General features: G+C 41.5%; 19 protein-coding genes and 3 pseudogenes. 3 read left to right on the forward strand and 19 right to left on the reverse strand.

The features are described 5' to 3' along the window. Window positions 1-56 precede the first annotated feature (56 nt). From scfA to HFM85_RS02360, 5 genes are all read right to left on the reverse strand, one after another. The gene (scfA, locus tag HFM85_RS02340; protein ID WP_015524633.1) at window positions 57-197 is read right to left on the reverse strand and encodes a six-cysteine ranthipeptide SCIFF; all 141 of its coding nucleotides are present in this window, start codon (window positions 195-197) and stop codon (window positions 57-59) included. A gap of 81 nt (window positions 198-278) precedes the next feature. Continuing rightward, window positions 279-629: a TIGR04086 family membrane protein gene (locus HFM85_RS02345; protein ID WP_173737169.1), complete on the reverse strand. Its 351-nt coding sequence runs from the start codon at window positions 627-629 to the stop codon at window positions 279-281. 59 nt (window positions 630-688) lie between these two features. Further along, the gene (locus HFM85_RS02350) at window positions 689-2,476 is read right to left on the reverse strand and encodes a midas domain-containing protein (protein ID WP_173737168.1); all 1,788 of its coding nucleotides are present in this window, start codon (window positions 2,474-2,476) and stop codon (window positions 689-691) included. A gap of 208 nt (window positions 2,477-2,684) precedes the next feature. Then, entirely contained in the window at window positions 2,685-3,278 is a 594-nt protein-coding gene (locus HFM85_RS02355) for a YdcF family protein (protein ID WP_173737167.1), read from the reverse strand. A 206-nt stretch (window positions 3,279-3,484) separates the two neighbouring features. Next, window positions 3,485-4,249, reverse strand: a complete 765-nt coding sequence (locus tag HFM85_RS02360) for an N-acetylmuramoyl-L-alanine amidase (protein WP_173737166.1) — start codon at window positions 4,247-4,249, stop codon at window positions 3,485-3,487. Between the two features lie 237 nt (window positions 4,250-4,486). Here HFM85_RS02360 and HFM85_RS02365 point away from each other — a divergent pair, with 237 nt between their 5' ends. The 3 genes from HFM85_RS02365 to HFM85_RS02375 all read left to right on the forward strand — a co-directional run bounded on the left by HFM85_RS02365 (window position 4,487) and on the right by HFM85_RS02375 (window position 7,264). Beyond that, window positions 4,487-5,464: an ABC transporter substrate-binding protein gene (locus tag HFM85_RS02365; protein ID WP_173737165.1), complete on the forward strand. Its 978-nt coding sequence runs from the start codon at window positions 4,487-4,489 to the stop codon at window positions 5,462-5,464. 88 nt (window positions 5,465-5,552) lie between these two features. Further along, window positions 5,553-6,467: an ABC transporter permease gene (locus tag HFM85_RS02370; RefSeq protein WP_119240385.1), complete on the forward strand. Its 915-nt coding sequence runs from the start codon at window positions 5,553-5,555 to the stop codon at window positions 6,465-6,467. 2 nt (window positions 6,468-6,469) lie between these two features. Then, complete coding sequence (locus tag HFM85_RS02375; RefSeq protein WP_173737164.1) at window positions 6,470-7,264, forward strand: ABC transporter ATP-binding protein; 795 nt, start codon at window positions 6,470-6,472, stop codon at window positions 7,262-7,264. Between the two features lie 164 nt (window positions 7,265-7,428). Here the strand turns inward: HFM85_RS02375 and HFM85_RS02380 are convergent, their stop codons facing one another. From HFM85_RS02380 to HFM85_RS02450, 14 genes and pseudogenes are all read right to left on the reverse strand, one after another. After that, window positions 7,429-8,361, reverse strand: coding sequence for a DUF5688 family protein (locus tag HFM85_RS02380; RefSeq protein WP_173737163.1), 933 nt, complete (start codon window positions 8,359-8,361; stop codon window positions 7,429-7,431). A 292-nt stretch (window positions 8,362-8,653) separates the two neighbouring features. After that, window positions 8,654-9,124 carry a low molecular weight protein-tyrosine-phosphatase gene (locus HFM85_RS02385; protein WP_173737162.1) on the reverse strand — a complete coding sequence of 157 codons (471 nt, stop codon included), beginning with the start codon at window positions 9,122-9,124 and terminating at the stop codon, window positions 8,654-8,656. Window positions 9,125-9,287: 163 nt separating this feature from the next. Then, a pseudogene (locus HFM85_RS02390) lies at window positions 9,288-9,461 on the reverse strand (tyrosine-type recombinase/integrase); the annotation flags it as partial. 119 nt (window positions 9,462-9,580) lie between these two features. Beyond that, window positions 9,581-9,985, reverse strand: coding sequence for a hypothetical protein (locus tag HFM85_RS16130; protein WP_243873791.1), 405 nt, complete (start codon window positions 9,983-9,985; stop codon window positions 9,581-9,583). Between the two features lie 69 nt (window positions 9,986-10,054). Next, window positions 10,055-10,684, reverse strand: coding sequence for a recombinase family protein (locus tag HFM85_RS16135; protein WP_244092512.1), 630 nt, complete (start codon window positions 10,682-10,684; stop codon window positions 10,055-10,057). A gap of 220 nt (window positions 10,685-10,904) precedes the next feature. Then, window positions 10,905-11,618 carry a TraX family protein gene (locus HFM85_RS02400; protein WP_117526128.1) on the reverse strand — a complete coding sequence of 238 codons (714 nt, stop codon included), beginning with the start codon at window positions 11,616-11,618 and terminating at the stop codon, window positions 10,905-10,907. 36 nt (window positions 11,619-11,654) lie between these two features. Continuing rightward, window positions 11,655-12,197 (reverse strand): annotated as a pseudogene (gene rbr, locus HFM85_RS02405) (rubrerythrin). Between the two features lie 63 nt (window positions 12,198-12,260). Beyond that, window positions 12,261-12,557: pseudogene (locus HFM85_RS16615) on the reverse strand (Fur family transcriptional regulator); the annotation flags it as partial. Between the two features lie 164 nt (window positions 12,558-12,721). After that, window positions 12,722-13,054, reverse strand: coding sequence for a helix-turn-helix domain-containing protein (locus HFM85_RS02415; RefSeq protein WP_173738650.1), 333 nt, complete (start codon window positions 13,052-13,054; stop codon window positions 12,722-12,724). Between the two features lie 266 nt (window positions 13,055-13,320). Beyond that, window positions 13,321-14,856, reverse strand: a complete 1,536-nt coding sequence (locus tag HFM85_RS02420; RefSeq protein WP_173738651.1) for a VapE domain-containing protein — start codon at window positions 14,854-14,856, stop codon at window positions 13,321-13,323. 1,165 nt (window positions 14,857-16,021) lie between these two features. Next, window positions 16,022-18,862 carry a cobalamin-dependent protein gene (locus tag HFM85_RS16140; protein WP_330594683.1) on the reverse strand — a complete coding sequence of 947 codons (2,841 nt, stop codon included), beginning with the start codon at window positions 18,860-18,862 and terminating at the stop codon, window positions 16,022-16,024. A 316-nt stretch (window positions 18,863-19,178) separates the two neighbouring features. Beyond that, window positions 19,179-19,550 carry a RidA family protein gene (locus HFM85_RS02440; RefSeq protein WP_179976540.1) on the reverse strand — a complete coding sequence of 124 codons (372 nt, stop codon included), beginning with the start codon at window positions 19,548-19,550 and terminating at the stop codon, window positions 19,179-19,181. Window positions 19,551-19,677: 127 nt separating this feature from the next. Beyond that, window positions 19,678-21,144: a serine hydrolase gene (locus HFM85_RS02445; protein ID WP_243873793.1), complete on the reverse strand. Its 1,467-nt coding sequence runs from the start codon at window positions 21,142-21,144 to the stop codon at window positions 19,678-19,680. An 81-nt stretch (window positions 21,145-21,225) separates the two neighbouring features. Further along, a complete protein-coding gene (locus tag HFM85_RS02450; protein ID WP_244092513.1) occupies window positions 21,226-23,634 on the reverse strand; it encodes an ATP-dependent DNA helicase in 2,409 nt (802 codons plus the stop codon).

Here is a 23,634-nt window from a genome sequence, read left to right on the forward strand (position 1 = left end):
TAAAACAAGTGAAGCAGCGGATCCCCGCTGCTTTCCACTCATTCAACGGCTGCTTCTTATTTATGCTCGCAGCTCTGGTTTCCTACTGTACAGGAAGTCTTGCAAGCAGACTGGCAGGATGTCTGACATTCGCCACATCCACCCTTCTTAACCGTGTTCTGAAGGTTCTTTGTATTTAATGTCTTGATATGTTCCATGATATATCCTCCTTTATGTATTCTATCTTCGCCTAGTATAGCATAAAATTACTGATTTTCAAAGCATTTTTTTGCAAGCTTTTATGACAGCATTCCCCCAAGTGCTCCACCCCCCAGACACATAAAGAAAGTAGTCACTGCATGGGCAAAAGTCATATCCCATTTCCCTTGTGCCATGAAAGAAACAATAAGCAGTAATACATAGTAGGAAAGTCCCGTTATGATTCCCCAGAGATATCGGTCTTTCCTCATGATCTTGCCTGCTGCAAACCCTCCCGTCAGACAGGATGCCACATAAATAAAAGTGATTCCAGCCGCCGCAGTTCCCTCACCTGGCTCAAACCGAAATAAGACAAAAGCCAGAAGTAAAAGAAGAAGTCCTGTCAGACCATAAGCCAGAAGCAGTGACCGCAATACCGCTTTTAACCTCATAAAAAAGCCCTCCCATGGTCATTATATGGGAAGGCTTTTTTCGTTATTCTCTGTTTCTTTTATTTCTTTCTTTTCTTGAAAAATACTGCCACGCCAGCCACAACTGCTGCTGCAACAAACAGGATCACAAACGGAAGGATCTGAGTATTATCACCGGTATTTACCTGCTTTTTGGAAGTAGCCTGTGAAGATTCATCCTCTGGCTCAGCACCGGAAGTACTGTTCTGTGAAGAAGTTTCTTCAAGATCGGCGGTTCCTGATGAAAGATCAGCGGATGTGTCCAGATCGGCTGCACTGTCTGTATTTTCTGTTCCATCAGAGTCTGTTATATCTGATGTATCAGAAGAACTTGTCGTATCTGTTGAAGAAGCCGCAGCAGGTGTAGTCTTCGTAATATCACTGCTGCTGTCAGTTCCTGCATCCGGGCCTACCAGAGACTTGCTTCCTGCAATACCAAACGGGCTGAAGGAATGAGTACTGAAAGTCATGGTTCCTCCATCTACACTCGGGATAATCGTCTCCATTGCTCCGTTATCAAGAAGATGTTCGATTGAATATGTATAGCCAGCTTTTACCGGAACGGTTACACTGATATACTCACCGTCCGGAATCTTGTATTCTGTGTTTTTCTGTGTATCCCAGAGTTCAAATTCATAAGATTTGAAGATCGTTGCATCTTCCGCATTGGCAAATTCATAATCCTCGCCGCCGGAAACACGGAACTGTACATACCATGGAAGGTCGATGCCGGATACTGTGATTCCGTCACATGTATGGTTCTGGATTGCTGTCTGCTCCTTCTCTGTTTCCGTCAGATCAGTTCCTGCATTCTGAGGACGTTTATCTTCTTCCTCATCTTTGCGATCAAAAATATTGTCCTTATCTTCTTCCGGTATTTCTGTTACATCTGGTGTTTCATCTTCTTTGCTGTCCTTTTTGTCTGTATCTGCGGAACTATCTGTCCTGCTGTCATCCTCTGCCGGAGTTACAGTTGTTTCCGGGGTTTGGGCAGCATCTGCATCATTATTCCCGTTTTTATCTTCGCTGCCGTTTGGATTTTTATCCTGGTCAGCCCTATTTTCATGTTCAGAAGGTGTTACAGTTGCTTCTGGCGTTTCGGTAACATCTGGATCTACGTTATCTATAGTATCCCCATCTGTACTGTCTTTATCTGTACTGTCTTTATCTGTACTGTCTTTATCTGCAATGTTATCCGTTGTGCTGTCTTCGGCATTATCCTTCTTCTCATCAGTATTATCATTATCTGTATCTGTCTTATCAGAGGAAGGCTCCTGAGCATCCGGTATTTCTGTTACATCCGCATTGTCTTTGTTATTATCATCCTCAGTATCACTGTTATTCTCATAAGAATCACTCTCGTTGACATTTCCATTCTCTGCTGTTTCTTCATTGGAACTATCTTCTGAATCTTCACCGGAAGTCTCCGCACTTTCATTCTCATCTGAAGAGCTATCAAAACTATTAACAACAACTGTCACATATCCGGTAAGAGTTCCTGAACTGCTGTCCCATCCTGGAAGACCGGAAAGATCCGCACCTGACGATGGCTTAAATACAACCGCACATGACTGCACGCGTTTCTCCGGCACATAAGAACCGTCCACCCAGGAAAGACTTCCATATGAATTAGATGGAAGAGTCACATTAGACAGCGCTGTAGGGTTATCAATAGTAATATTATCCGGAATCACAGCACCAGACTCAATACCTGAACTGCTTCCTGCATAAGTTGGTAAAGCCTGTCCGCTGATAAGCGTCATGGACAGAGCTGCTGCTGCCAGTATAGAAAAGCTTTTGCTGAAAGTATTCTTTGTGTTCTTTTTCATAATAATATGCACCTCTATATTCAAAATCTTCAATTTATGTTCGCTATTTATCTGAAAATACTTTTATATAAAATATCGAACGCATTTGCCACGCGCCCGAACCAATTTTTCTTTAAAAATTAATATCTTGTTAATCTTTCGTAACAGATATTTCGTTTTTTCGTCAAAAGCATTATAACACAATTCTTTTTTTTACGACACCCCCAAATTATTTTTTTTTAAGCATTATAGAAAATTGTTTAATTATTCGTGTTATTTCCCCCATTACCTCATCAATTCCTTCATTTGTCTTACTCCAGTTGTATTTATTGATCGAATCCACGCAACATGGAATTACATAAAATTCTGTATCCGGATAAAGCAGCTTATAGTACATCAGTGCACGCCTTGCATGACAGGATTTACAGCAGAGAATCGCCTTTTTGATATCCAGGTGTTCTCTGTCTGTGACCTGTCTGGAATAAATTGCATTTTCATAGGTAAAGGTCGCCTGATCTTCTCTTAGGATCGTATCCTCCGGTACTCCATTTTTCATAAGAACATCTCTAAGGAAATCCCACTCTGACTCATAATCCTCTCTGTAATCTTCTTTTTTATCCAGAACTCCGCCAAACTTTCCAACTGTAACACTGTACCTGCCGCTGGGTAAAATCTTTGGTGCCAGTCCTTGCCTGTAAAGTTCTGCCGCCTTTTCTGCCATCTGAGGATATCCATTCCCCGGGACAAAGATCACATCTGCTTTTTCCGGTTTATCTTCTATAAAAATGAACTCTTCTATCTGCTTTAAAAATTCATCGTACATTTTTCCTGTGTCCTTTCTTTCTGCCTACTGCTTATTTCACTTCGTATTCCTGCAAAGTGCTTACCTGATCTGGTTAAATTTATTAATAATATAACATTCTTTTAACTTCCTGCACAGCCAAAAGCACTTTATTTTGTTCTAAGATTTACAGACTGCTGTTCCTGGATTCAAGCAGCTTTTGCGATACTTCATTTAAAATAGATCTTTTATCTGGTTACAATCACAGTACTATACCCTGCATCTCTAAGTCTCTGTTCCATATTCACTGCATTTCCCAGCTGAAGATACGCCCCAACCTGAACCTTATAAAGATCATTTTCCTTCAAAATAAAAGCAGGAAATCCCTGATCTACCAGCAGGTACAGCATCCTGTCTGCATTCTCTCTGTTTCGGAAAGCTCCTGTCTGAACACGATAATACAATGGAGATTCCAATGTCTCCTCATCTAGTGTCCCCAGTATCGCATCTGCAATACTCTTTGCAATCTCCTGGAATTTTTCTTCAAAAAGCTGATTATCTTTATCCGAATTAATAAATCCGGTTTCTATAAGGAGTGCCGGCATTTTGGTCCTGCGCAGTACTACAAGACCAGGACGTTCTTTCACTCCAAGTTCCTTAAATCCCAGCTCACCAAGTGCTCCTACAATATTTTCTGCCATTTGATACTTAATACCCTTCTTATCATAAACCAGCACTTCTACTCCATTGTATTGTCCGGGTTTCTGACTGCTGTTTCTGTGAAAAGAAATAAAATAATCTGCTCCAGCTTCATTGGCAAACCGTGCTTTTTCAAAAGGAGTCTGATAAATATCTGTATTTCGTGTGTAAACTACATCTATTCCATTATCTTCCAGGATTTTGCCCACTGCAAGAGCAAGGCTCAGATTATCATCTTTTTCTTTACAGTCTTTATATATTGCACCTGGATCTTCTCCGCCATGTCCGGCATCCAGTACGATCTTATATGCCATTTCTTTATCCTCTCTAAATATCCACTCATAATAGGATATGTGCTGTTTTCTTTCGTGTGCGTCTCAAAAAACTTTTGACACTATAGATTCATTACCTGCCAATCATTTATATTTTCTCACTTAATGTACTTTCGCGTTAATTCTTCTTGACTTTTAAGTGTTAAAGCGTTATACTAACTCAATCAGAGTTGCGCCAGTAAAAAAAGAGCGCAGCCATATCATGAGGAGGAAAACAATATGAAAAAGCGTATTTTAACAGCTGTACTTGCAGCTGCTCTTGTAACAGGAACCTGTGCAGCCCCCGTAAGCGCGAAAGAAGAAAAAACTTATACGGTCGGCATCTGCCAGCTGGTTCAGCATGATGCACTGGATGCAGCAACAAAAGGTTTCGAAGATGCCATTACTGAAAAGATGGGCGATTCCGTAAAATTCGACGAGCAGAATGCACAGGGTGATTCCAATACCTGTTCCACTATCATCAATAGCTTTGTTTCTGAGGGAGCTGACCTGATTCTTGCTAATGCAACTGCATCTCTTCAGGCTGCTGCAGCAGGAACATCCGATATCCCGATCCTTGGAACAGCTGTTACCGAGTACGGTGTTGCTCTTGGAATCGATGATTTCGATGGAACTGTAGGCGGAAACATTTCCGGTACATCTGACCTCGCTCCACTTGATGAGCAGGCTGATATGCTTCATGAACTTTTCCCTGATGCCAAGAATGTGGGACTTCTTTACTGCTCCGCAGAGCCAAACTCCCAGTATCAGGTAGACACTGTCAAGGACGCTCTTGAGAAGCTTGGATACACATGCGAGTATTACGCATTCTCCGATTCCAATGATCTTTCTTCTGTTGTTACCACAGCTGCCAATGACAGTGACGTAATTTATGTACCAACAGATAATACAGTTGCTTCCAACACAGAGATCATCAACAACATCTGTCTTCCGGCAAAAGTTCCTGTAATCGCAGGCGAGGAAGGTATCTGCCAGTCATGCGGTGTAGCAACACTTTCCATCAACTACTACGACCTTGGATACAAAACAGGTGAGATGGCAGTAAGTATTCTTCAGGATGGCGAAGACATCTCCAAAATGCCAATTGAGTATGCACCAAAATTCACAAAAGAATACAATAAAGACATCTGTGATGAGCTTGGAATCAAGATTCCAGACGGGTACGAAGCAATTAAAACAGAAGAAACAGCTGAATAATCAGTAAAAAACCTGTTATGCACGGATACAGCGAGAAGGGATTTCCCCTTCTCGCTGTTCGTGCATAAAAAAGAGGAGGATATTTAATATGCAGATCATGGGTTTAATCACTGCACTCCCAGGAGCTGCCGCGCAGGGGCTTATCTGGGGAATCATGGCAATCGGCGTGTACATTACGTTCCGTATCCTTGACATTGCGGATCTTACCGTAGACGGAACCTTATGTACAGGTGGTGCTGTATGTATCATGATGATGCTCAGCGGACACAATGTATGGATGTCTATGCTGGCAGCAACAGGAGCCGGTCTTCTGGCCGGACTTGCCACCGGTATTTTTCACACTTTCATGGGAATCCCGGCCATCCTTGCCGGAATCCTGACACAGCTTTCCCTTTATTCTGTAAATCTTAAGATTATGGGAAAAGCAAACCAGGCAATCAATGTTGACAAGTATAACCTGCTTGTTTCCCTTCGTCGTGTTAAAGGTGTTACACTGACACAAAACACACTTTTTATTGTAGCTATAATGATCTTGCTTCTGATTGCTGTTCTCTACTGGTTCTTTGGAACAGAGCTTGGCTGCTCTTTACGTGCGACCGGATGTAATCCGAGCATGTCACGCGCACAAGGTATCAACACAGACTTCAATAAAGTTCTCGGTCTGATGCTTTCCAACGGACTTGTTGCTCTTTCCGGTGCTCTCCTTACACAGTACCAGGGATTCGCAGATATCAATATGGGACGAGGTTCCATCGTCATCGGCCTTGCCGCAGTCATCATTGGAGAAGCTATTTTCAGCCGTATTTTCCGCAACTTTGCGCTGAAACTTCTAAGCGTTGTATTCGGTTCTATTCTCTACTATCTGGTTCTTCAGGTTGTTATCTGGATGGGTATTGATACAGACCTTCTGAAAATGCTTTCTGCTCTTGTTGTTGCACTGTTCCTTGCTTTCCCATATTGGAAAGGCAGATATTTCACAAAAGCCAAACAGGGAGGTAAATAATCATGCTGGAATTAAAAGATATCCACAAAACATTTAATCCAGGCACCATCAATGAAAAGGTTGCCTTAAATGGCGTGAATCTCCACCTGAACGAAGGCGATTTTGTTACAGTCATCGGTGGAAATGGTGCCGGTAAATCTACAATGCTGAATGCCGTTGCCGGTGCCTGGCCAGTAGATTCCGGAAAGATCATTATCGGTGGAACAGATGTTACCAGACTTTCCGAATACAAAAGAGCAGCTTATCTTGGCCGTGTGTTCCAGGATCCTATGACAGGAACTGCTGCCACCATGGGTATTGAAGAGAATCTTGCTCTTGCAAAACGCCGCGGCAAATCCCGTCTTCTCCGTCCGGGCATCACTCGCCAGGAACGTGAAGAATACCATGAACTTCTGAAAATCCTTGGTCTTGGTCTTGAGGATCGTCTTACTTCAAAGGTAGGTCTCCTTTCCGGCGGACAGCGTCAGGCTCTGACGCTTCTTATGGCCACTTTGAAGAAACCTCAGCTTCTTCTTCTGGATGAGCACACAGCTGCCCTTGACCCGAAAACTGCCGCCAAAGTTCTTGAGATCACAGATATGATCGTAAACCGTGATCACCTCACAACCATGATGATCACTCACAACATGCGTGATGCCATCACCCACGGCAACCGCCTGATCATGATGTGGGAAGGAAAGATTATCCTGGACATCCAGGGTGAAGAGAAAAAGAAACTTACTGTAAAAAATCTTCTTGATAAATTCGAGGAAGCAAGCGGTGAGGAATTTTCCAATGATTCTGCGCTGCTCAGCTAGAAGAGTTTCATAATCAGTCTGCACACTCTGTATATTGCTTTTAACAGGGAACTTACTTGATCTGATCAAATACATATTATATAGAAAGAACCAGAAGAAATTTCATTATTTGTACTATGAGATTTAATCCGGTTCTTTCTTTTTTCGAACTTTTTCTGATTTTCTTACTTTATTTCTACTGTAAATTCCCCGTTCATTCTGCTGTAACGATAAATAGATGAAGTAAGATAATCTTCTTTTGGTGTTGCCTTTTTTATTGTATCCAGAAGAACTCCTTGCAAATCCTCTGGATAGACAACTTCAGTACTGTGTACCATCACTTCATGAATACTGGTAAACACCAGATATAAATCAGATTCCAGAAGCTCTGCCAGCCGTCTGGCCACTCCAGGAAGAAAAATCGCTGTAGCTCCATTGGTACGTTTTTCCGTGCTGAGACAATTTCCGGAAATGCCCCTGTTCGGTTTATATTGACTCAGAATATCCATGAAATTGTCTCCCGCATATTCCTTATCAAAGAGCATTTTTTCCCAGTGATAGATTCTTGGCGGACTGATAAAATAAGTATTCACAAGAGCTGACTCAAAAACAACCTCTCTGTCTTTTCCCCACTTTTCCAAAAATTTGTCTTTAACTTTTGTACTTAAAATATAGCCTTCTTTTTCCCCTGCGAGATAATAAAGAACAAGTGCAATATCCCCTACCTGATGATAAATCGTATCTTTCAGCACATCTCTGTTTTTATCTGCATTAAGAAGCCTGATAAAGAGCCTTCCTTTTATTTTCTCATAATTATCCATATTTTCAACATCACAGACTACACAGGTCTCCCTGGCATTTTTGATTTCCCGGATACAATCGTGGATGATATTCTCAAGCTTGTGTTCCTGACAGTATCTTTCATAAAGTTCTTCTGTATGCAGCCCGCAGACCTGGCGTGTTTTGTCAACAGATCCGCACTCCACAAAAAGCCTGTCTCCTGTGCAGCCATACATCTCTCCTTTCCTGGCGAAATATATCTTCCCTTCCTCAAGCTCCATAGCTGCAAGAAGAAGTTTTCTCAGATCCGTAATAAAAGTTTCATATCCATTTTCCATATTCTGCTTTCCTTTCTGCGAAACATGCGGACGAATGTCCATGATAAGATAGATGACTATACATCGTATAAATTAATGTACAGTCTTAGATTGAATTGAATTAATAGATCTGTAAGAGATTTTTTCGTGCAGAAAACAGATGCTTTCTGCTGAGTTGTCTGCTGTATGGAACAGTATAAAAGATATTTTCACATTTGTAAAGAAGTTTTCATCGACAGAAAAAGCAGCCGAAAGCTGCTCTTTACTGTCACATTTATTTTGTTATTTTTGCTCTATGTCTGATATGGGAATCTCAGTGCCGAATTTTCCCCTGTTCTTCCAAATATCTCAGAAATCCCTCACAACCTTCCATAACATCTTCATAAGTCGCATCAAAATTTCCTGTATACCAGGGATCCGCAATATCCCTTCCAGAACCTGCAAATGTAAGAAACTTATATATCTTACCTTCCGGATCATTTTTCAACATTCTGTTAAGATTACGGATATTTGCAGAATCCATACCAATGATATAATCAGAATTAATGTAATCTGTCCATGTTATCTGCTTGGCCCTGTGCGGCACTAATGGGATTCCTGCTTCTTTTAACTTGTTTACTGTTCCTCTGTGCGGTGGATTGCCGATTTCTTCTCTGCTTGTTGCAAAACTGTCGATAACAAACTGATCTGCCAGGCCCAGGCATTTTACTTTGTGGGTAAAAACACTCTCGGCAAGAGTTGATCTGCAAATATTGCCGTGGCAAATGAAAAGTATTTTAATCATCTATCTTAAACTCCTTGATTTTGCTTGATTTCCTTGATATATCAAGGTTTTTAGGTGATTGGCATTTCTTTGTTGCCGTGGCATATCGTAGCATAAGTTGGTATATCTTTGACCCCAAAAGTAGTACAAAAAGTAGTAATTTGATCTCGATTTCACGGTTTTACTACTCGCCATTTACGACCCGTTTCAGCTCGTTTTCGGCGTCCTCAAAGGCCAGATGGGTGTAGGTGTTCAAGGTAACTCCGATATCCGAATGTCCCATGAGGTATTGTAGGGTTTTAGGGTTCATGCCACTCTTAGCCATGTTAGAACAATAAGTGTGCCTGCACACATGTGGATGTGTCAAGTATAGGACAAAAAAATTTATTTTTTTCTGCCGAAGACTATCTGACGCTTCCATCAGGTAGTCCCAGCACCTTTATTATCTTCTGATAAGTTATTTTTGTCCTGCTCAAGTTATCTCTGTTCTGAAAAAATATCGTCAAAATTCCATTCGATTTCAATTTCATCCTGACTATGAACACGGATCACCTTGATAATCTCACGCAGCTTCTCTGTATCGAACTTCTGAATTCCCAAGAAATCTTTTAGTTTTATTTTATCAGAAAGTTCATTTTGTTCAAGAAGCTTTTTGCTATTCTCCGCATCTTCTATTTTTCGTTTGATTTTCTCCAGCTGTACACTTATCTTTTCAGCTCTCTGCTTATACAAATCACGATCTATACGACCATCTTTGTAATCATCATAGAGTTTCATCTTTTCCGAGGTCAACTGTCGGCTCTGTTTTTGCAATTCTGTAGTATTGATCTCTTTGTATTCACATTGCCTTTTGGAAGATACTTTCTTTTCTTTTTCCAACATTGACGCTGCATACTGATGGACAAGCCCAAGGATATTCTCCTCCATCGGTTCTCTACGAATCACCAGACTTCAGCACACAGGATCTCCATTGGTTCGGGCATCTGAGCATTTCAGCAGATGCTCTTTTTCTTTTAGTAAAGAATGCCCACAGTTGGCACATAGCAGCAATGCCGGCTGTTTTTTACGTCTTTCCAGAGTAAAATTGGTGCGTGATTTCGCAACACTTCTCTTCTTTTTCGGATGCATTTCATTTGCTTTTTCAAACAATTGCCTGTCTATAATTGCCGTATGGTGATTTTCCAGGCGAACCCATTCTGTTTCATCATTCAGAACTGCTTTATGGCCAGTATGCATACTGCAACGTGTTTTGCCCCAGATTCTGGTTCCAATATAAATCTCATCCCGGACAATTGCCGCTACTGTCGTAGCACTCCAGTGTTTCTTTTTGATCGTGTCAAACCTCTGGAACTGCACCTGATCCCCTCTTGATAATTTCTGCTCATCACAAGTGGCAATCGCCTGTCTGTTCAATTTCCTTGTAATATCTGCAAAACTTGTTCCCTCCGCTGCCATCCGAAAAATCATTTTCACGACTTTTGCGGCTTCCGGATCAACTTCCAGCCTTCCATCTTTTCCTTTTTTATAGCCATATCTGGCATTTACCGGAAGGCGTGTGCCATTTTTTGTTCTTGTCTGCATTGCTGATGAAATTTTCTTGGACAATCCAGACTATACATATTGTATACCAGATTCTGCAATGCTACATTCATTCCACCAGTCATTCCGCTGCTTGATGCACTGTCATAGCTGTCATTAATCGAAATAAATCGAATCTGTATGAAGAAATGAAAATATACTAAAGGCTTCCTCAAATATAGAAGCGAAAGGGCGTAAATGCATTCACATTTACGCCCTCTTTTTAAATTCCAAGATACATTCTTATGATTCCTAAAATCAGCAAATGCACCGGATAGAAAAGATAATTTACTAACTTATTCTGTTTTCCACGCTCTCCATTGTAAGTAAGTGTCAGTCCAAATCCAAGCAGAGCCCACGGCTCTTTAAACATAGAGATGTAACAAAACGGAATTCCAAGTGCCCATCTCTCATGAAAAATATAACAGAAATAACCGATCAGTACCGCATGATGTTCGTAGTCCAGACTTGCATTCATTGCTACAATGCACAACACCGCTACAATGAGAAATGATACGAAATACCACAAAGCCTTCGGTAGTGACGCCATCTTTTCTTTCAGTACATCGATCACCCAGATCATAGCAAGCACAAGTGCCAGTGTAAACATAATATTGTTCCAGTTGATTTCAACAAATCTAGCCGATGTGCACATATCAAACGGAACCTCTGATATCACTCCAAATACAAGAAGTGTAACTAAATATCTCCATTTAGTGCTTGTGTGGAAATATCCTTCCACAAGAAGGAAGATAAATATCGGGAAAGCGATTCTTCCTAAAATATCAAAAAAATCACTCAATCGATTCAATGCTCCTCCATCCAGATTTGGATAGATCAATGCCTTATTCGTATGGTCAATGAACATCGATAAAAAAGCGATATATTTCAATTGCGCTCCTGAGAATATCTTGATTCGTTCTTTTATATTGTTCATAAGTTTTTCTTTTCAGACACCTTTCTTAATTCTATTCTAGTAATTTTCTGCGTGAAGCTCAAAGTAGCTCTGTGGATGCGCGCATACCGGACAGACTTCAGGGGCTTTCGTTCCAACTACAATATGTCCACAGTTGCGGCATTCCCATACCTTCACTTCGCTCTTCTCAAACATCTGCGCAGTTTCAATGTTCTTAAGAAGTGCACGATATCTCTCCTCATGGTGCTTTTCAATTTCTCCTACTGCTCTAAATTTTGCTGCAAGCTCAGGGAAACCTTCTTCCTCTGCTGTTTTAGCAAAGCCATCATACATATCTGTCCACTCGTAGTTCTCTCCTTCTACAGCAGCAGCTAAGTTTTCTTTTGTATCACCAATTCCTGCTAATTCCTTGAACCACATCTTAGCATGCTCTTTCTCATTGTCTGCTGTTTTTAAAAATAATGCTGACATCTACTCGTAGCCTTCCTTTTTCGCTACGGATGCAAAATAAGTATACTTATTTCTTGCCTGTGATTCTCCTGTAAATGCCTCCTGTAAATTTTTTTCTGTCTGTGTTCCTGTGTACTTGTTAGCAGCCATCTCTTTTACCTCCGTTTTCTTTACTACTATTTCAAAATCTCATGCCATCATTTACATAAATGCTTAATAGATTTGCCCATCCTTTATCTTTTTCTGGCATTTCGGACAAATACCTTTAAATAATATGTCATATCCTAAAAAGTCCGTTCCATGTGTATCATGAATTTTTTCTAGCAAGCCCAATATTTCATCCATATCCACATCTGAAATCTCACCGCAGTTTACACACCTCACATGGTAATGGTTCTTTAATGTAAGGTCGAACCGATTAGGTCCATCCGGAACTTCCACTTTTCTTAAATTACCTTCTTCTACCAATATGTCGAGATTTCTATATACAGTCCCTTTGCCGATTGTAGGACAGAATTATCTAGTTTGCCGATTTCCATATTATAGCTTTAATACTTATGCAAAAAAACTGGTTTTATTATATATAGCACTCTACTGTACACAAGAAAAACATTACCGTTTTAAAGTTCAAAAATAAAAAAAGAACAGCCGATACATATACTCGAACTGTTCTTCTACTTCCGAAGTCCACGCAGCATTGACATTACTGTTTCCTGCTCATTTGTACTCAGATCGTTCCATATCCCTAGAACTTCTTTCTGTTTTTCTGTCAGATTCTCTGAATTACCTTCCTGAAAAAACTGTGATAATGTCACGCCTAATGCTGTACATATTTTTTCAAGTGTGATCAGCGACGGCAGGTTTTCCTGCGCCATGATTCTCCCCAGTGACGACTGAGAAATTCCCGACAGCTGCGATAATCTATATTTACTGATATCACGCTTTTCACACAAAGATGTTATTTTATCCGCAATATACTTCTCTATCTGCAAGTAACTATACCTCATTTCCGCTATTACATGTTCTTATTGTACCTGTAATAATGAAAAAATATTAGTATTCAACTTTGCAATCATTTAATCCCATAATAGGAAGTATGCGTATAAATAATATAAAGATACTTTCGTTTCCGCAAAAGTTATTTTCGCTTATATGTTTTTATAATATCATAGGTTGTTTCATTTGTCACATAAAAATTTGAAGCACTATCATTCAAAACAAAAAAGCCGGAAGCCACGTTATCATCCGTGACCTCCGACTCATTGTGCTTATACTACACTGTCCTTACACCCAAATCAGCTCCTCTCTCCAGCTTATCTTTTCCTGGCATTGCCTTTTTCTCTGTTATTGCCTTTCTTTCAGCTTTCCCTGCGTCCTTAACTGCTGTATTTATTTCAACACCAGCTCTCGGCACAGCTTCTCTGCTCTCATTTTTCTCTGCTACCTGCTGTTCTCGTTTCTCCTTCACACCTTTTTCTTCCAGACTGCAAAAGCTCTGCAAATACGGCAGTACATGATTCTGCATATCCGTCAGATCTTCCATATACTTCTGATATTCTTCATTGCCTTTTCCTTGCTGATAGCTGATCCAGCTTTCATCCGTCAACTTCATTTCATTCTGCATCTTTAATTGACTGATGATGCCGCCATTTCCGCTACCAATGTCTATCTTACCTTGAAAATGATGAAGCATCTTGTCGCCCTTCTCAGCATAATATACTGTAAAAAACATCTGTGCTGTCGTTTTTGGTTCGTTGGTGTTGGGATCACGATCAGCATACCAGGCTTTGGATGGCGTTCCTGATTGCCCTAACGCTTCCTGCCATACCTGAATAGCACAAACTTTTGTCTGATCTTCAAGATATGCTTCTATAATTCCGCTGCTTCCATCATCAGCCATATTATCGTTCTGAGCCTGCTCTGCTTCTTGTTTTAACGATTCTGGAAGTATAAGCGTAGGTTTTTCATTCTTCCAGATATAAACAGCTTCCGCCCATGATTGGCGTATATCTTCCATGGCAGATTCATCAAACAAGTTTTTCTCTGGTTTTTGCTCTCCAACTTTTACAATCAAAAATCGGCGATTTCCCGTCTGATCGCTCAAAAAGTCACTTTTGTTTGTTGTCCCCATAAATACGCATGATCTCAAATATGTATCGGCTCGCCGCTCATATGGTTGACGAAACCGGTCTTGCGTTGCCGTCAAAAATTTCTTTACGGATTCCATTCCGCCTGTTGTTCTTGCAAGGCTTTTTAATTCTGCCAACTCACAAATCCAACCCCCTATTAATGATTGTGCACTTCGGTCTGTATCAAGGCTGTCAAGACTATCTGAAAACCAGCTGTCATCTAGTGTCATTAGCCTCGGCAACGTAGACTTTCCTACTCCCTGTGCTCCCTGCAAAATCATACAATAATCAAATTTGCATCCCGACCGAAAGATTCTTGCAACAGCACCCAACATCCAAAGGCGCATAACCTGATATGTATAATCAGAATCCTCTGCTCCAAGATATTCCGGCAGCAAGCTTCTTATATGCTCTCTTCCATCCCATTGAAAAGAATTAAGCAAATCTTTTATTGGATGAAATTTATGACGCATAGCTACATTCTTCATCGCATCGAAAAAATCTTGCCGACTATTCAATCCATAATCGCACTGGATCATCGAAAACAGGGCTGAATTATCACCACTGTTCCATGCTCGACAATTATCCTCTTCTTCCCATGGCACACTACCATATAGGTAAGGCTGATGTGAAAATTCATTGTATCTGATTTTTCCGGCAATTCGTTCATCGTGCTCCATGACAATTTCATAATTCTTTATGAGCTGCTTTATTTTTTTGGTTTCTTATCGATTCATGTTATACATATGCCTATAGAAAAGAAATCGCAGATAAAAGAATATTAAAAAATCGAATAGTATATCTATTTGACGAAATAATAGCAGATGAAATTAATCGTTACGATTCTTGTGGAGATGATCCAGATTTAGCTCAAAATATGATTCAACAACTACTTGAATTTATTGAAAAACACTATTTTGATATTCCTCGCAAAAAGATAATAAAAATCATCTCCCATCGTCTTGAAGAAATCCGCGAAATTGATAATTCCAATATTATTCTAGGCTATTCACCCGAAAAGATACTAGAGGGATTTTTAATAAAACTTGCGGAATTTTATGATTACAAATTATCACCTAACTTTCTAGAAAAATACGAAAAGGAATTGCCTCATTCTCCTTCTTACTATGAGAATGATTATCAATTTTACAGGAATAGAAAAAAGAACTATTTTTAATTCGTAAAAACCTCCCGGTACATTAATTTGCACCGGGTATTTTTATATGTTCCATTCTGTTCTAAGTTGTGTTATACTGACTGCGTTGTCCAGCCGAGACCCGGCAACGGGGGGAGGTGAACACATGGAAATAGTCATATCTTTTTTGGTGGCTGTTGCGGCAGGTGTGACTTGCCATCTCATTTGCAAATGGTTAGACAGTCATAACAAGGACAACGAATAGCCTAGTGGATGCTCAACCACTAAAATAAAAAGAGAAGAACCCTCGCATGTATTGGTGGTACATACGGGGGTTCGTTCTTTGTTCACATGGAACATCATCATATCTTTTTTGCCTACTGGCATTATAGCATATGCCGATCATGAAATCAATATGCTTCGTCTTTGTAAATCTGTGATTTTTCCACCGTTTGTCACAAGATTGTCACAAAATCATATTTTCAAAGCATCCCACACATCCAGAAATGCTTTAAAATCAACACTTTCCAGACTTCACGGTATAAATATATTGCTTTCTTATTTAAAAATCAATCAGGGAGAACACAGTAAAATCCCCTGTCCGGTTGGGATTATTTCCGGACAGGGGATTTCGGTTTACATTATAGGATTTTCATTAATCAGGATTGGATTTTATTATCATTGGTAAGGATTTTTCTGTCTGTCAGATCTTATCTGCCAAGGGATTCACAGAAAGTACCTTTTACATCGCTCCAGTTCTTGTCTGCATAGTCAAGAAGGTATACGGCCTGCTCCATAGACATCTCAGGGAAAAGAAGGAAGAGGCTGTGGGAGCCATATTTCTTAACAATACGGTCAACGTTTCTGATCCAGTCTTCAAATTCACCGGAGTATACTTTTACCCAGATGGATTTTCCTGCTGCGATAGCTTTGTCATAAATTACATCCCAATCCGGAAGTGTTCCGTCAGGGCCGGCATCACCGCTTGTCCACTGGAGTGCATCAATACCTTCGATTTCCATCAGTGCATCCATATGTTTGATTGCAGCCGGTCCGTCAAGGTGATACAGTACATGGTCAACATTCTCAGACTGTGTACGAAGAGATGGCTGAATATATTTACGGAAGTCTTCCGGTGCCATCATTGCAGAGAAGTCACACTGCAGTTTTACAGTTCTTCCCGGTCCCCAGATCTGGAATACGGTGTAAGCGTTGCCGCCGTCTTTATCTTTAATTACATCGTAGAATCGATCATAGTAGTCATAGTAAACATCTGTAACTTCCTGGATACGCTGGCCAACTTTTTCCGGCTCATCCAGAAGATCAAACAGAGTATCCTGTGCACCACGTAAGGATGCAAGTACATCAATGTTCTCCATCAGGTCAGGCATATCTACATAGAAATCATCTTTTGCAAGAGCACGGCAGTCTTTTGCAAGCTGGAGATGTTTTTTAAACCATTTGTTCTCAGGATCAAATGTAAGCTTCGGAACACCATCCCAGCCATCCAGGCATTTCTTGAACCATACAGTATCCTCTTTAAATCCGATATCAGAACCAAGGTATGCTGCTGTGGAACCAGGTCCAAAGTCAATATTCAGGTTCGGGAAGCTCTCTCCAAGAAATGCGTGTGTATCACAGAAGTAACGGTAACGAGCTACGATACGCTCTGCATTCTGGTACTTATCTTCCATGTCTTTCCAGTACAGTTCTTTCGGCATGTTGTAATATTTACCCTGGCAGATCTGATCCAGATAACCACCCTCAACAGGTGTTCCATCTGAAAACTGCTCAACCTCAGGACGTCTTGCGATTACGCACATCAGCGGACGGCCGGTATTCTTATGCTGCCAGTAATTTGTAAATTTCTCTTTTGTCTCTTTCCAGTTGAGCTTGTATCCTTCTCCTGGTCCAGGAAGTTTTACTTTGCTGATATCAACAGTAGATTTATCAAATTTAACCTCCAGTGGTTTTTCTACATGAACTGCTGGAGCTTCTTCCTCATTTTCTTCTGCCGGTGCTTCTTCCTCTGCTACTTCTACATCTGGGAACTCACCAGCTGCTGCTTTTGCACAGAAACCGGAATCTGCATATTTCTTGGCCTGCTCTGCTGCAGAAGCTGCATCCTCTGTGTAAGCATCTGCTCCGATCTCATCTGCAAATTCCTGGGAGATCGGTGCACCGCCAACCATGATCTTGATACGCGGACGAAATGGCTGTTTCAGAAGTGCCGCTACCGTATCACGAAGAGATGGCATTGTCGTTGTCAGAAGAGCAGAAAGTGCAACGATGGTCGCATCTTTGTTCTCTTTTACAACTTCGATAAATCTCTCAATCGGAACATCAACACCAAGATCGATAACCTCGAATCCTGCACTCTCGAACATCATACCAACCAGGTTTTTACCGATATCATGAAGGTCGCCTGCTACCGTACCAAGAATGATCTTTCCTGCGCTTCCGGCCTCACCTGTTGCAAGGTACGGTTTCAGAACCTCAACGCCCTCTTTCATGGCACGTGCTGCTGCAAGCATCTGCGGAACGAAAATAATCTCTTTTTTAAAGTTCTCACCAACAACTGCCATGGCACCGATCATTCCATCATTAAGGATTGCTGTCGGGTCACAGCCTGCATCCAGAGCTTCCTGAACACATTTTCCGATTTCTTTGTTCTTGCCGTTTTCTGTTGCTTTGAATACGGCCTGCATTTTTTCCTCTGCCGGTGTCAGCTCTTTTGCTTCTGCCACTAGAGCTGCCTCCTGTGCAGGTTTATCTTTGAATTTGTCGATGTAGTCCAGGCAGTACTCATCTCGCTCAAGAAGAGCATTTGTTGCGTAGATCATTCCGATCATATTCTTATTGGTCGGGTCAACGATCGCGCTGTCCATTCCTGCGTTCATAGCCAGTACCATAAATGCCTGGTTGATATTCTTTCTTGTAGGAAGACCAAAGGAGATGTTGGAAAGACCACTTGTGATGTGGATATCCGGATACTCTGCTTTGATCTGGCGGCAACACTCTGCAAATACGGTCAGTGCTGTCTGATCTGTAGATAAGGTAACAACCAGCGGGTCAATATGAAGTCTGCTTGGTGCAATATTATATTCTTTTGCTTTCTCCATAATTCCGTGGAAAACTTTCATACGGCGTTCTACGGAATCCGGGATTCCATCGTTGTCACAGAGAAGTGCAACACACTCCCAGTCAGTATCCGCGATCACCGGGAAAATCGTGTCGATCTTGTTTCCCTCAAGGGATACGGAATTTACAAGTCCCGGACGTTTGCAGAACGGAATTGCTGCAACACAGGATTTTGCACTCGGGCTGTCTACACAGATTGGTGTATCTGTTACTTCCTGTACAAGGTCGATCATCCATTTTAAGGTTTCTACCTCTACGTCCTCTTCTACAGAAGCACATACATCAAGAAACGTAGCTCCTGCCTCCGCCTGTTTTTTAGCTCTCTCTCTGATAAGATCCGCATCTCTCTCAGCGATTGCCTTTGCAACTGACGGAATGGAACCGTTCAGTTTCTCACCTATGATAATCATGGCGTTCCCTCCTAATTATTCAATTTATTCTCAATAATCTGCACTCATCTTTATTAAGTGATTATATTTTAACGCCCTGATTTTTACATAACCTCTGTTATCCATTTGTATTATTATACTATCTTATGATTTTTTCTGTGGTTTTTTGTGTATTTTTTTTAAAAAAATATCCCCGTTGCCACAAAAACATTCATCATTTTATCAACAAACAACGAATATTTTCGAAATCAACGGGGATTTCTGTATAATTCTATGGTATCCGGATGTGGAAACTATACTATCCTACGATTCACCTGATATCAGGCAGATCATTCATTTATACAGCTGCGATCACCTCTACTTCGCAGAGAACGTTCTTTGGAAGTGTCTTCACTGCAACACAGGAACGTGCCGGCTTATTTACAAAATATTTCGCATATACTTCGTTGAATGCAGCAAAATCATTCATATCCGCAAGGAAGCATACAGTCTTGACGGCTTTCTCATAGCTGGTACCAGCAGCTTCAAGCACTGCTCCAAGATTCTTCATCACACGATCAGCCTGCTCCTCAATCGTTGTTCCGACAACTTCACCTGTTGCCGGATCTACCGGAATCTGCCCGGATGTGTAAAGAGTATCTCCATGGATGATAGCCTGGGAATATGGTCCGATCGCTGCCGGTGCATTGTCTGTATGTACTGTTGTCATAATACATTCTCCTCTCTTTGTGAGCTGTCCTTGTAACTGCTCAGGTATTCTTAATAATAGTCCATGAAATCAGCTCGTCAGAAATAAATCTTTACTTTCACAGAACGCTATAATTTTAGCTCACATATCATTTCTGGTCAAGCTGCATGTTCAGATAATTGTAAACAATGCCGGAAATATCCTGAATATGGGAAACAGCATCTCCTGCCTGGCAGTTCTCTGACATCACACAGAGAATATATGTTGTCTTCTCACCATACACAATGGCAATATCATGCTGATCTGTGTCTGTCTCTCCTGTCTTGTTGGCAATCTCTACAGATGCGGAAATACCACTCGGAATCTTGGTCGTTACCTGCTGGTTCATGAGAAGGTTCATCATCGCCTCTGATGCTTCTTTTGATACACATTCTCCATTGTATATCCCTTCCAGAAGCTGCGCACAGTCTTTTACAGAAGTGGTGTTTCTTCCACCAAGCCCTGCATCCTTCGAAGCTGACGGGCTCAGAATATGCTGCACCGATGTATCTGCATATTTATTCTCTGCAAGAAAAGCATTCACAGCTTCTGCACCGTCCTTAAATACACCAGTAGCTGTCTGCAGCCGCACCAGTTCGTTAAAGGACTCGTTATCGCTGACTGTGATCATATTCCATAGAAGGTCATTCACCTTCGCTGATACAGCCGGATCTGAAACATTTTTCTTCAGTTTAGCCGCTTCATTTTGAAGCACAGCATCCATATTTGCATAAGTCTGCGCCATCACAAAAACCTTGATCAGGCTAGCTGAATACAGCAACTGGCTGTTAAGCTCAAACTTTTTATCCGCTTTGAGATCTTTCACATAAACGCTCCAGGTTCCTTCATAACTGTCCAGAAGTTCTGTAATCCTTGTTTTCAGACCTTTCATTCCCAGATTCCTGGTTTCCACCTTGCCGTTCTCATCAACAGGAAATCCTTCCGGTGTTTCTACCGCTTCCTGTACCAGTGCTCCGTTCTCACCGCCAAAGTAATAATAGCCGTCAAACATCTGACCTGCCGAACTCATTTGCAAATCATGGATTCCCTTATCTGTAACCATTTTTCCGTATTTATTAAAATAATAAAAGCCATTGTAAGTCGTCTTATCCACCACAAGATCATCCATATAGCGTACCTGAGGTGCTGCACTTAATTTTCCCAGATTATTCACCATATAGAGTCCATCAAAAGAAATCTCCCCGCCGTTTCCATCATCGGACACTGCCGTAAGATTCTTTAACTGAACCATATAAGAATTTCCTGCTGCAAATCTGCCGTTTTCATCATGATAATAATAACCGTCAAACACAGTTCCATCGATGACAAAATGATTGAAATAATGAACAGCTGGTGTACTATCGCTTGTACCATCCTCATTCAGGCAGTAAAATCCGCTGCTTTTTAATATATATTTCCCGCTTCCATCGGGAATGGGAAGTATCTGGGACTCCTCTGTAACAGAACCAAGGCTTCCCTGTGTTGTCTGCTGTGCTCCTGCCACAGTCACAGTCTGGGTGAGCATTGACGCAGTGAGGCAGATTGCCAGTGCTTTGTATATTTTTTTATGTCTCATATACTTCTCTTTCATCATTCTGATTATTCAGTAACTATCTCTTTTAAAGACTCTATAAGTATATCGGATTTCCCCATTCTGTCAAGTAAACCGCTTCCAGAAATTTTTAAGTGCTCCCTCTACAGTGTCCAGTCTACAGATGCTCCGGTCTCTCCATTCCCGTGGAAATATCTCCTCATAATCCCGTCCCAGAAAACGGTCATCCAGAAGCAGGATCACACCTTTATCTTCTTTTGTGCGGATCACACGACCGGCAGCCTGGAGCACTTTATTCATTCCCGGATAACGATAGGCATAATCAAATCCTGCATGGTTTTTCCTGTTATAATATTCCCTCAAAATCTCTCTCTCACTGCCAATCTGCGGAAGTCCTGTTCCCACGATCACTACACCGATCAGACTCTCCCCTGTAAGATCCACTCCCTCGGAGAAAATCCCTCCAAGGACACAAAACCCCACAAGCGTCCCTTCTCTGCTCTGAAACTCTTCCAGAAATTCTTCACGTGCACGCTCTGTCATATCAGAGCTCTGCCGGATACAGCGAACCCAAGCTGCGGAAAATTCTTCCTCATAAACCCGGTATACATCCTCCATTAATTTATATGACGGAAAAAATATCATATAATTTCCCTGACGCTGCCACACACATCTGGCAATGTACTCTGCAAGTTTACGGTACTCTGAGTAATTTCTTCGTGTATATTTGCTGCTTACATCACAGCCGATCATGATCTGACGGTTCTCTATTGGAAAAGGTGATCTTACATAAATTCCATAAGCATCCTGATCTGTTGTAAGAAGTTCTCGATAATACAGCATAGGAAAAAGTGTTGCGGAAAAAAATACCGTACTTTTTCCTTTTTTTAGGTATTCTCCCAGATTTACTGCCGGATTCACGCAAAACAGTCGAAGCCTGAAATCCGTTTCCCCGCATTTCTCTGTGTATACAACATAGTTCTCATCCACAAGTTCCGATACATTAAGGAAATCCCTCACTGTAAAATAGAATTCCAAAATCTCCTTACGGAGTTCTTCCTCCATATTCTTATCTTCAAGAATCTCCTCCAGCTGTCCGGATATTGTAAGAAATGTAAGGGGCAGAGGACCCGGGGTTGCAAGCACCTGGTATTCACTTCCATTCTCTCCCAGATTATCTTCCAACTCCTGCATCTGGCGGTTAGCTTTATCCAGAGTCCTGGCAAGCTTCGGAAATAATCTTCGGACTTTTCTGCGCAGTGTTACAATATTCCCGCGGTATATATCGGCACTGTACATCTCCCTGCCGCGTTCCACCAGATTGTGAGCCTCATCAATAAGAAAAATATAATCCCCCGAAATGTTATCTCCAAAAAACCGCTTCAGATGTACATTGGGATCAAAGGCATAATTATAATCGCAGATCACTCCGTCTGTCCAGATGGAAAGGTCCAGACACATCTCAAAAGGACATACCTGCCATTTCTCAGCATGTTCCCGGATCACTTCCCGGGAATATACTTCTTCCGTTGTCCACAATTCATAAACCGCATCATTCACACGGTCAAAATGCCCCTTTGCATAAGGGCATTTCTCCGGGGTACACTCTGGCGTATCAAGAAAACACAGCTTCTCTTTGGCTGTAATGGAGGTCACTTTAAATTTCAGGCCCTTCTCCCGCAGAATACGAAAAGCCTCCTCTGCTACTGTTCTTGTGATCGTCTTAGCTGTAAGGTAAAAAAGCGTCTCACCTTTTCCTTCTCCGATGGCACGTACAGCCGGAAAAACAGCTGACATGGTTTTTCCAACGCCTGTAGGAGCCTGTACAAAAAGTGTACGGCCGCTGGAAACAGTATGATACACACCACTGACGATCTCCCGCTGACCTTCTCTGTACGGAAAAGGAAACTGCAGGTCTGTCATGGAATCATTTCTCTGTTTTTTCCATGAAATGGAGTATGCAATCCATTTATGATAAGCATCCAACAGTTCCTGATACCAGTCCTGCAATTTTTCCATGGAAAAATCCTCCCGGAATCGTCTGGTATCCTCTGTGTCAAGATGGGAATACGTCATCTGGATTCCAATATGGTCAAGTCCTTCCTTCTCCCCGTAGATCAGGCCATAACACATCGCCTGTGCACGGTGAACAGGAATCGGTGCTTCCAGGGCCAGAATATTTCCATAAGTTCCCTTGATCTCATCAATAAAGACCTGTCCTTCTTCTGTAAATATCCCGTCAGCGCGGCCTTCCACCTGGATGATCACATCTTCATATTCATTTTCTCTTTTCAGGGAAACCTCTGACTGATAATCCCCTTTCATGCTTCTCTGGATCTTTCGGTGGATCCTGCCGCCTTTCAGCATGGCTTCTTTATCCCCGGTACCCCGGCTGTTATCCAGATCCCCGCTTCTAAGTATAAATTCCACCAGATTCCTCACAGAAATCCGGACCCGCTCTTTCTCCATTAATTTCGCTCCTGCCAGATACTGTCCGCTTTCATATTCTGTCAT

The organism is Blautia schinkii (genome assembly GCF_013304825.1).
In the GTDB taxonomy this organism is placed as follows: domain Bacteria; phylum Bacillota; class Clostridia; order Lachnospirales; family Lachnospiraceae; genus Blautia_A; species Blautia_A schinkii_B.

Coding starts and splice junctions, on each gene's coding strand:
- scfA (WP_015524633.1), bottom strand. CDS start 197: ATGGAACATATCAAGACATTAAATACAAAGAACCTTCAGAACACGGTT.
- HFM85_RS02345 (WP_173737169.1), bottom strand. CDS start 629: ATGAGGTTAAAAGCGGTATTGCGGTCACTGCTTCTGGCTTATGGTCTG.
- HFM85_RS02350 (WP_173737168.1), bottom strand. CDS start 2,476: ATGAAAAAGAACACAAAGAATACTTTCAGCAAAAGCTTTTCTATACTG.
- HFM85_RS02355 (WP_173737167.1), bottom strand. CDS start 3,278: ATGTACGATGAATTTTTAAAGCAGATAGAAGAGTTCATTTTTATAGAA.
- HFM85_RS02360 (WP_173737166.1), bottom strand. CDS start 4,249: ATGGCATATAAGATCGTACTGGATGCCGGACATGGCGGAGAAGATCCA.
- HFM85_RS02365 (WP_173737165.1), top strand. CDS start 4,487: ATGAAAAAGCGTATTTTAACAGCTGTACTTGCAGCTGCTCTTGTAACA.
- HFM85_RS02370 (WP_119240385.1), top strand. CDS start 5,553: ATGCAGATCATGGGTTTAATCACTGCACTCCCAGGAGCTGCCGCGCAG.
- HFM85_RS02375 (WP_173737164.1), top strand. CDS start 6,470: ATGCTGGAATTAAAAGATATCCACAAAACATTTAATCCAGGCACCATC.
- HFM85_RS02380 (WP_173737163.1), bottom strand. CDS start 8,361: ATGGAAAATGGATATGAAACTTTTATTACGGATCTGAGAAAACTTCTT.
- HFM85_RS02385 (WP_173737162.1), bottom strand. CDS start 9,124: ATGATTAAAATACTTTTCATTTGCCACGGCAATATTTGCAGATCAACT.
- HFM85_RS16130 (WP_243873791.1), bottom strand. CDS start 9,985: ATGTTGGAAAAAGAAAAGAAAGTATCTTCCAAAAGGCAATGTGAATAC.
- HFM85_RS16135 (WP_244092512.1), bottom strand. CDS start 10,684: ATGCAGACAAGAACAAAAAATGGCACACGCCTTCCGGTAAATGCCAGA.
- HFM85_RS02400 (WP_117526128.1), bottom strand. CDS start 11,618: ATGAACAATATAAAAGAACGAATCAAGATATTCTCAGGAGCGCAATTG.
- HFM85_RS02415 (WP_173738650.1), bottom strand. CDS start 13,054: ATGAGGTATAGTTACTTGCAGATAGAGAAGTATATTGCGGATAAAATA.
- HFM85_RS02420 (WP_173738651.1), bottom strand. CDS start 14,856: ATGGAGCACGATGAACGAATTGCCGGAAAAATCAGATACAATGAATTT.
- HFM85_RS16140 (WP_330594683.1), bottom strand. CDS start 18,862: ATGATTATCATAGGTGAGAAACTGAACGGTTCCATTCCGTCAGTTGCA.
- HFM85_RS02440 (WP_179976540.1), bottom strand. CDS start 19,550: ATGACAACAGTACATACAGACAATGCACCGGCAGCGATCGGACCATAT.
- HFM85_RS02445 (WP_243873793.1), bottom strand. CDS start 21,144: ATGAGACATAAAAAAATATACAAAGCACTGGCAATCTGCCTCACTGCG.
- HFM85_RS02450 (WP_244092513.1), bottom strand. CDS start 23,634: ATGACAGAATATGAAAGCGGACAGTATCTGGCAGGAGCGAAATTAATG.